We start from the raw sequence: 9,062 nt of genomic DNA, 5'->3' as shown, positions 1-9,062 counted from the left end.
GGTCCAGATGGACTTTTATTTTTATAAAGTGTTCAACTTGATTTTACAATCGGCGATTATTATTCTTAACTAACTTCCAAGATAAATTAGAGCCTGTCCAACCCTTTGAAACAAATGGACCATTGTAAACCATAGTTTTTGAGGAAGTACCATAGTTCTTACCATACTTTTCAACAGCATGCTTATTTTGTGGGAAGAAAACACCAAATCCCATTAACAGCTTAAAATACGGGATTCTTCTATCTAAAGTAACAGTTAAATGTTGATCATCATCAGCTTTAACACCAAGTGTATCAGCCTTTTTCTTACCCGCTACTACGGCATCTGCATTCTTTACACCTGAAAAAAGATATGCATATTGTGATGCTGTTTTTGGATCAACGGTCCTGCGCCAAGAATAAACAAAATCTTTAGCAGTCACGGGATCTCCATTGGACCATTTAGTATTTTTTCTTAAAGTAAAATGCCAGGTCTTACCGTCTTTTGAAACTTCAGTCTTAGTTGCTAAAGCGTTTTCTACCTTAGAATTTTTACCTAAACGGTATAATCCTTCCATGGAATTGCTAATTTGATCCATGCTAGTAGCATCGGTTACCTTTGATAAATCTAAAGTTTGTAGTTCTGATTTAGTCATCCAATTTAAAGTTTGTTTAGTTCCAGTTGAAGAGTCCTTATTAGAACACGCTGCTAGAGTTGCAGCAGATACTACTGTTAACATACTTGCACTTAAATACTTTTTCCATTTTTATTCCTCATTATTTTCATACACAAAAGGAGCAACCGCCTACTTGCAGTTGCTCCTTTTAATTAAAATCCATTTATCGCCTACAAAATTATTCCAAGCACTGCAACTGAAGTTAAGTATTGAGTTGTAAGGTTAAAATAACAATTGAAATTGATAACATGAATTTTCTCCTTAATTTAATTACTAATTACCGGAAACATAAGCTCCCTTAAAGTTGTAGTTAGCACCAGCTGCATTGTACACAATGCCCTTAACTGATGGACGTACTAACCAAGCAGTAGTTTGGTAGTAAAGTGGCGTGATACCTTGATCCTTAAGCAAGATCTTTTCTGCCTTAACTAAATCGCTGAAGCGGCTTTCATCGTTAGTTGCAGTCTTAGAGCTGGCAATTAACTTGTCGTATTCACCGTTAGCCCACTTACCAAAGTTTTGAGCATTCTTTGAAGTGAACAAGCCATCGAATGAAATTGGGTCAGAGAAGTCTGCACCCCAACCAGTAACAACAATATCAAAGTTACCTGAAGTTTGACGACTCAAACGGGTCTTGAATGGTAAGTTTTGAACACTAACTTTGGCACCCTTTAAATTTTCTTCAATTTGACTTTGAAGAGTTTCAGTGGTCTTTTGAGCAACATCAGTATCATCTGACAAGATAGTGAATGAAACGCTCTTAGTGCCTAATTCCTTAAGGGCTTGAGCAAATAACTTCTTAGCTTTAGCTGGGTTGTATTGACTGTAATCAGTATCCTTGGTCTTATCAGCAAAGTCTTGACCTTCAACCTTAGTCAAACCAGCTGCAGTTAATGAACTTGCAGGCTTGTCAGCACCACCTAAAGCATTAGTTAAAGCTTTACGGTTAATTGCAAGTGAAATTGCACGACGCAAGTTAGCATTCTTTAAGAACTTATTCTTTTGATTGTATTGTAAGTATAAAGTACTTGAACCTGGACGAAGAGTGAAGCCATTTTGATGCTTTAAATTCTTAGTTTGTTGCGCATCAAGACTTACTGCATCAATCTTATTTGATTGGTATAAGTTGTAAGCAGTTGATGGTGTCTTTTGCACGCTGTAGTGAATTGTGTCTAACTTAACAGCATTCTTATCCCAGTAGTTGTTGTTCTTCTTCAAGTTCCATGAAAGGTTAGAACCTGTCCAGCCAGTTTGCTTGAATGGACCGTTGTAAACCATGTACTTAGAAGCAGTACCGTACTTAGAACCATACTTTTCAACAGCCTTTTCTTGTTGTGGGAAGAATAATGGGAATCCCATCAAAAGCTTGAAGTATGGAATACGCTTATCAAGGCTAACAACTAACTTGTTGTTACCTTCTGCCTTAATACCTAAAGTGTTAACTGCTGCCTTACCTTTAGAAATCTTGTCGGCATTGTGAATACCTTCGAACAAGTATGCATATTGTGAAGCAGTCTTAGGGTTAACAGTTCTACGCCATGAATAAACGAAGTCCTTAGCAGTTAATGGAGTACCATCTGACCACTTAGAGTTACGTAAAGTGAAAGTCCAAGTCTTACCATCTTTACTTACTTGAGTCTTTGATGCCAAACCATTTTCAACCTTAGAGTTTTCACCTAAACGATAAATACCTTCCAAAACATTGTTCAATTGGTTAAAACTAGTAACATCAGTTGCTTTTGACAAGTCCATGGTAGGAATTTCTGCGCTTTCCTCCCAATTAAGAGTCTTCTTAGCTGAAGAAGATGAGTTACTCTTTGAACCACAAGCTGCTAAAGTTGCAGCTGAAACTAAAACTGTAGCTCCTGCCGCAAATAATTTTGCAAATTTCATACAATTAACCCCTCTCAATTATGAGATTTTTAATAATTCTTTTTAACTTGATTAAGAGTATACTCATGTTTTTATTGAAATGCAATATTATTTTTTAATTTTATTTTTATACAGCACACAAAAAGGTTACTAGATATAGTTCTAGTAACCTTTTTAACTTATATATTCCACTCTTGCATGAACTCACGCACAAAATTGCGCATGTAAGCTGTACGTCGTTCAGCCTCTTTTTTAGCTGCCGGTGTATTCATCAAATCAGCTAACGAAAATAATTTTTCATAAAAATGATTGATCGTTGTTTCCTCATGATTGCGATATTGATCATGACTCACTAACTTCTCTGGTTTAATTTTAGGATCATAAATCTTGTTGCCGTGCTTGCCACCATATGTAAAGGCACGTGCAATTCCAATTGCGCCCAAACTTTCTAATCGATCTGCATCTTGAACATATTGGCCAGAAAGCGGCAAATGATAATGATGCTCAATATTGGCGGAGAAAGACATGTGCTGAATAGTGTAAAGAATGTCCCAAGCTTCTAGATCATTAAAACCTAATTGAGGCAATAATTCTTCGATCTCTTTAACCACCTTTGCGGGATCAGCACAAATCTTTTCATCAATCGTATCATGAAGATAACCTGCAGATTTAATAATTGCTACTTCGCGGCTATCCCTATGCGCATGTTCATGATCAGCAAGGTACATCTTGCTAGCTAATTTAGCCACACGCTCACCATGATAAAAATCATGTCCTGTCTTTTCGCCCTCTAAATGCTTTTTAGTAAAATCAATTACTGCATCAATATTCATTATGCCATTGAATCCCATGCTTCTACTGGAGTTGCTTCGCCTTCCCAGATCTTAACTAATTTTTCTGGGACGTATTGCTTCTTTACGACTACCTTAAATAAGTATTCGTTGAACCAATCATCATCCATGACAAAGTAGCCTTTTTCACCGACTTTTGTGCCCCAAGAATTTTCAATCTTCCATTGACGTGGCTTACCATCAACCACATCAACACCCACTAAAGTCATGGCATGAGTTGAACCGGAAGCACCAGTTTGCAAGCGTTCCTTCTTAGATAATTTAGTTTCAATATTAAAAATAGTATCGGTTTGGTAAAGGCCCTTAGATAAGATACCTTTTTGACGATCACTATCTTTACCGACATCACAGCCAAACCAGATAGTTTCACCAGCTTTAAGTTGCTTAATAGCAGCTTCTTTTAAGTTGTTAATTTCAGTATTTAAAAATTGAACTGGCGTACCACCTTCAACATTGTCTTCAAATGGTAATGCATAAAGTTTATCAAATTCATGATCTGGAGCATTGAACAAAACAATGTAATCATCAAGATCATCAGTAAAGTAATTATGGAAGAAATCGAGTGGAGTTAAATCACCATCAAAATGGTACTTGCCATCGTCATCTTTGAATTCAAGATCAAAGTGTTGGACAGGTTCACCAAATGCAATGACAGCCATACGGTAAACTTCGCTTAAGAATTCTTGACGCTTTGCTTCGATTTCATCGGTCTTGTTTTCCTTAGCTAATTTACGCAAAACTAGACCATCTTCGCGCAGCTTCATATTCAATGCACGGTTAAAAGCGGCGGTATTGTTTGCAGTAAAGCTCTCTTCTTGAGCATAAGTTGGCACCAAACCATACTTGCGAATCAATGATACAGCCATAGCCCATTGACCACCATCGGTATCAGGACCTTGCATATAAGTGTGTACAGTTCGATCATCAAGTGGTCTATCAGCTGTATTTAAAATATTGTCAAAAAAGATATTGGCTCTTTCTACTCTATCCCAGAAGAAGAGATAATTTTGAGAAAAAGTAAAATTCTTGGCATTGTATTTTTTAGCAAAACCATGACGCAAAGTATTTAATGCCGCAAATAACCAGCAACGTCCAGATTGCTTTTGATCAGTTACATTATCAGTAGGAATTTCGATTGAGAAATTACGGTTAAGCTTTCTAATTCCCTCGGTATTGAAACTTGCCTTTTGGACACCATTATTTACGACTGCTAGTTCTGCTACTCGGTTTTGTGGTTCTTTTTTATATTCTTTTTGAAACTTGGCAATTTCTGCCATTGTAAGTTCGTGTTTCATATAACTTTCCTTTCTCGTTAGAAATCATTTAGTTGTTATCATTTTAGCATTATTTTGCCTACTAAAAAAAGCCGCTTCCCAGGTTTGAACTGGGGACCTCCTCCTTACCACGGCGGTGCTCTACCTATTGAGCTAAAGCGGCGTTTCTATTGTATCAAAAAAGGCGAAGATATTCATTCTGAATATCTTTGCCCTTTAAAAATTCCTAATCTAAGAGTAGAAAAAGCCCACAAATATGTATGAGGTTATTAAACTTTAATCAATGACTAGTTCTTAACAACATCCTTGCTGTTCAGCCATTGCTTCTTGTTAATTCTAACAATCTTCTTGTGGTTAACCTTCTTTACAGCCTTTGCTGTGAAAGTTGAACCCATTTTAACTGTCTTCTTAGTCTTCTTAGCATTCTTAGTGTAAACAGCAACTCTTTGGTTCTTGGTGTCTTTAACAATGACGAAGATCTTGTCACCCTTCTTAATTGATGGGTTAGTTGGTACGTCTTCAGCAACACCTAACCTTGGAGTAGTAAATGAAGTAGCTTGAGCGACATTACTACCGATACCGACAAGACTTAAGCCGATTACTAAACTTGAAACAACTTTTAAAGCTTTTCTTGATTCTAGCATTTTAATAACCTCTTTCTGTTTACTCGCTTTCTCTTTACACTTTTACTATAACACTATTTAGCCAAAAGTAATCAAGATAGTTAAATATTTCACAATAAATATTCAAAAGGCTATATTTTACAGCTGCGCTCTGTGTCAGTATTCTTAAATTATGTATCAGTATAGTTATATGCATATATTGTTGCAGTATTCTAAATCGTATAGTCATCATGTGAATTTGTAAAATAACTTATATTGATTATTTTGCTTTTTGTGGCAAAAAATAAAATAACAGTTTATCTAGTAAAATATTATTTTATTTAATTCACGCTTTTTCAGTATTCAAAACTGCATAAAATCAGTTACTATATTAGTTAAATTTCATATAGTATTTCTGAAAACAAAAAAATGAGATGAATTATCATCCCATTTTCTCTGATTAATTACTTAATTGTAACCAAAGTGTACTTTCTCTTACCCTTACGGATAATTACATACTTACCATCGAAGGCGCTTGATGGATCAACTTCAAAGTCAACGCTTTGTTCACGATCACCATTAACATAGATCGCACCATTCTTAATGTCTTCACGTGCTTGACGCTTTGAAGGTTCAATCTTGGTATCAACTAAAAAGTCAACCAAGTTCTTCTTTTCGCTGCCTGCTTCTGCACTTGGAGCGTTCTTCAAACCTTGTTCAATTTGAGTTACTGATAAGTTCTTAATATCACCTGAGAACAATGCATCAGTAATCATTTGAGCTTCTTTTAGACCAGCTTCACCATGAACGAACTTAGTTACTTCTTCAGCTAAACGCTTTTGAGCAGCACGCTTCCAAGGTTCTTTTTCAGTCTTTTCAGCCAAGTCTTCAATTTCTTCACGACTAAGGAAAGTAAAGTACTTAAGGTACTTGACTACATCGCGGTCATCTTGGTTAATCCAGAATTGGTAAAATTCATAAGGACTAGTCTTTTCAGGATCAAGCCACACAGCACCACCAGCTGATTTACCAAACTTAGTACCATCAGCCTTAAGCATCAATGGAATAGTCAAACCAAATGCAGGACGATCTGCACCTTCAAGCTTGTGAATAAGGTCGATACCTGCAGTGATGTTACCCCATTGATCACTACCACCGATTTGAAGTTGAACACCATCATCTTTGTTCAAGTGGTAGAAGTCGATGGCTTGCAAAATTTGGTAAGTAAATTCAGTGAATGAAATACCGTTTTCAAGACGACTAGCAACAACGTCCTTGTTAATCATGTTGTTAACTTGGAAGAACTTACCGTAATCACGCAAGAAATCGATTAAGTTAAGCTTGCCAAGCCATTCAGCATTGTTTCTAATTTCAAAGTTTTCAGTACCAAACAACTTCTTCATTTGGTTAGTCAAGCATTCTTCATTGTGCTTAACTTGGTCGGCAGTTTGCAAAGTACGTTCAGTCTTACGACCTGATGGGTCACCGATTGCACCAGTACCACCACCGATCAAAATTACTGGGTGGTAACCTGCCATTTGGAATCTCTTCAAGATCATGAATGGTATTAAGTGACCGATGTGAAGTGAGTCACCAGTTGGGTCAGTACCACAGTAAAGAGCAAGATCATCATGTTCTGCTAAGTACTTACGTAAACCTTCTTCATCAGTTTCTTGATTAATGGCTCCACGCCACTTCAAGTCTTCTAAGATATCAAACTTTGCCATAATTTTCCTCCAATAAAAAACGTCCCCTGATCTTCCGATCAAGGGACGACTAAATTACATTATTAGCCGTGGTACCACCCACGTTTGCGCTACTGCGCCTTATTAAAGCCGGTAAAGGAGCAACCCTATTAAGTACTTCGCTAAAATCGGCCTGTCTAGCTCACACCAACCGCTAGTTCTCTGAACGCTGAGCCGACTCGCTACTCATTCGTTAGTTATGATATTAACGAGAAAAATAGTTTTAGTCAACCGCTATTTTAAGAAAACCGTTTTAATTGCGGACCATGGACCTTCTTCTCTGCCATTTAAAGCTTGTAATTTCACTTCATAACTTCTATTTCTGGTAATACCTGTAATAGCGTTAGAAGCTTGATCGGTTACTTCGTAATACCACTTGCTTGTACCTTTTTGGCGGTAAGCAATGCGGTAACTTTGTGCACTATCAATTTTCTTCCAAGCTACATGAATGTTGTGGTAAGTATTGTCAGCTTTAGCAATGGTTAAATCAACAGCTCCTGGTGTGGCATCTGAAGGAGCATAGTAGGTATGCTCAACAACTTTACTCCAAGCACCAAAATAATTATCAGTTTCTGGATTACCGTAACGAATGTAGTCAGGGTTGCTTACTCCGCGAGCCACAAAATCATAGGTTTGACCATTAACTAACTTTTTACCAATTTGAACTGGAATTTTATGACCGTTTCTTTCTAGATAGCGCGTAGCTGGAGCAGTACTTACTTCTACAGTGTTGCTACTAGAAGTGAATGAGGCAGCCTTTGAGCCCTTCTCACGCCATGCAAGTTCGTAAGTCTTAGCATGAAGTGCATCCCTCAATGTAGCAACCAGACCATCCTTAGTATCCTTCAGAGATTCAATTTCAGTATCTGTTGGCACCATGCGTGTATCAGGAACGGCTGTTAATTGGAAATCATAAAGCCCGCGAGTATTTACACTAAACACATAGGTTCCTTTAGCCAAGTACCAACTTTGGCTGGCAGTCTTATTGCCATTAACTTTGAAATCCTCTGGGTAAAGCATAGTGCTACCGCCAACAGAATTATCTTTATCAAACATGATTACGTTCATCTTGCTGAAGATGTTGCCTTTTCCAAGTTGATAAATTTGATTATTAGTCATCTTCATCGTAACCATTTGAGGTGAATCAATAGTAAAGCTGTAGTAGTCGATACTATCATAATTGTACATTTCACCCATTGCTTTGATTTTTTGACCAATTTTAATCTTTCTTGCCTTAAGGCTGCTGTTATCATTATCCTTCTTAGTTTCAACGTAAGTTTCTAAATTCTTACGAATCTTGGTCAAACGAGTATATGCAGTCTTTACGTTGGCATTCTTTGAACTGGTTAAATAGTATGTACCCTTACGCAAATAATATGTATTCTTCTTTTTGCCATAAGGAATACATGTCCATTCCATGCTATTTTTCAAGGTAACATTGCTATTTGTAACTAATCTACCAGCTGCAGGTAAATGTAATTTGTAAATTTTGCCTTTAGTTACGTGGTTACGTTTATTAATAGTCAACTACCCTAGACTGAAGTCTAGGGCTTAGTGGCTCGTTAGCTTACGCTAACCAGAACACCAACTTGCTTAGATACGGACTTGACTTACCAGCAGTAATCTTTTGACTATTGCCGATAGAGGTCGTCTAATTACCAAAGCCTTTTAAGTCCGTGAGTTGCTAGCGGACTGCAGCCTTTCTAGGCTGCTTTTTTTATTTTAGGATTCTGCCACTTGCCTAATCCTTTTTCTAGAATATTCACTGCCGCATTCCAATCGCGAATATGGTGCGTCTGACAGATTGGGCACGTCCATTCCCGATCCTTAAGGGTTAATTTCTTATAGCTATTTTGTCCCATAATACTGCCACATTGATGGCATCTTTGGGTGGTGTACTTAGGATCAATTGTTAGAAATTCTTTGCCATATAGATCTGCCTTATAAGCCAGCATGTTCAGGAAACTACGCCAGCCAACATCAGAAATGGCTTGAGACAAGGCATGATTCTTTAACAGATTTCTGCTTCTTAGTTCCTCGGCAACTACTAAATCGTGGTTTTT

At 37.3% G+C, this 9,062-nt stretch carries 6 protein-coding genes, 1 tRNA gene and 2 pseudogenes; all 9 read right to left on the bottom strand.

The genetic code is table 11. The annotated features are described in order from the left end of the window. Positions 1-55: 55 nt before the first annotated feature. A pseudogene (locus CP355_RS08825) lies at positions 56-718 on the bottom strand (peptide ABC transporter substrate-binding protein); the annotation flags it as partial. Positions 719-928: 210 nt separating this feature from the next. Continuing rightward, positions 929-2,548: a peptide ABC transporter substrate-binding protein gene (locus CP355_RS08820; RefSeq protein ID WP_098044354.1), complete on the bottom strand. Its 1,620-nt coding sequence runs from the start codon at positions 2,546-2,548 to the stop codon at positions 929-931. A gap of 158 nt (positions 2,549-2,706) precedes the next feature. Further along, entirely contained in the window at positions 2,707-3,360 is a 654-nt protein-coding gene (locus CP355_RS08815) for an HD domain-containing protein (RefSeq protein ID WP_087176745.1), read from the bottom strand. Next, a complete protein-coding gene (locus tag CP355_RS08810) occupies positions 3,360-4,673 on the bottom strand; it encodes a C1 family peptidase (protein ID WP_025005706.1) in 1,314 nt (437 codons plus the stop codon). The genes CP355_RS08815 and CP355_RS08810 overlap by 1 nt, the downstream gene beginning before the upstream one ends. A gap of 69 nt (positions 4,674-4,742) precedes the next feature. Continuing rightward, positions 4,743-4,815, bottom strand: a tRNA-Thr gene (locus CP355_RS08805). A gap of 124 nt (positions 4,816-4,939) precedes the next feature. Then, positions 4,940-5,296, bottom strand: coding sequence for a hypothetical protein (locus CP355_RS08800; protein ID WP_098044353.1), 357 nt, complete (start codon positions 5,294-5,296; stop codon positions 4,940-4,942). A 422-nt stretch (positions 5,297-5,718) separates the two neighbouring features. Further along, positions 5,719-6,981 carry a tyrosine--tRNA ligase gene (tyrS, locus tag CP355_RS08795; protein ID WP_025005704.1) on the bottom strand — a complete coding sequence of 421 codons (1,263 nt, stop codon included), beginning with the start codon at positions 6,979-6,981 and terminating at the stop codon, positions 5,719-5,721. A gap of 252 nt (positions 6,982-7,233) precedes the next feature. Continuing rightward, a pseudogene (locus CP355_RS08790) lies at positions 7,234-8,520 on the bottom strand (fibronectin type III domain-containing protein); the annotation flags it as partial. A gap of 182 nt (positions 8,521-8,702) precedes the next feature. Beyond that, positions 8,703-9,062: RNA-guided endonuclease TnpB family protein (locus CP355_RS08785; protein WP_143468927.1), on the bottom strand; the 360-nt coding region annotated here is incomplete at its 5' end.

Origin of the sequence: Lactobacillus sp. UMNPBX4, assembly GCF_002554115.1 — a bacterium.
GTDB lineage: Bacteria > Bacillota > Bacilli > Lactobacillales > Lactobacillaceae > Lactobacillus > Lactobacillus gallinarum.
This window is presented reverse-complemented; position numbering and strand designations above follow the sequence as displayed.